General features: G+C 61.6%; 1 protein-coding gene. It reads left to right on the forward strand.

Annotated features, from left to right (window positions below; all coding sequences use genetic code 11):
* Positions 1-118: 118 nt before the first annotated feature.
* A partial coding sequence (ampD, locus tag M8318_RS00175; RefSeq protein WP_262660570.1) for a 1,6-anhydro-N-acetylmuramyl-L-alanine amidase AmpD occupies positions 119-443 on the forward strand: 325 nt, incomplete at its 3' end.

The raw sequence follows: 443 nt of genomic DNA on the forward strand, positions 1-443 counted from the left end.
TTTTCGTTCTTGCGGGTAATACCTTTCCTCGACGCATGTCGAAGCGGCCGATCCAGAGCCCGCCTGATCGTCATTCCGGCGCCGCTGGATTAGAGTGGGGGCTCGTTCAGGAGCCCGTATGCATTTCGATTCCGTTACCGGCTGGGTCCGTGGCGTCCGCCACTGCCCTTCACCGAATTTCAACCTGCGTCCGCAAGGGGACGCGGTGTCGCTGCTGGTCATCCACAATATCAGTCTGCCGCCGGGACAGTTCGGCACCGGCAAGGTCCAGGCGTTCTTCCAGAATCGCCTGGACCCGAACGAACATCCCTATTTCGAGGAGATCCGCCACCTGACGGTTTCCGCGCATTTCCTCATCGAACGCGACGGCGCCATCACCCAGTTCGTCTCCTGTCACGACCGCGCCTGGCATGCCGGGGTTTCCTGCTTCGACGGTCGCGAGG

Source organism: Leclercia tamurae (assembly GCF_025566055.1).
In the GTDB taxonomy this organism is placed as follows: Bacteria; Pseudomonadota; Gammaproteobacteria; order Enterobacterales; family Enterobacteriaceae; genus Enterobacter; species Enterobacter tamurae.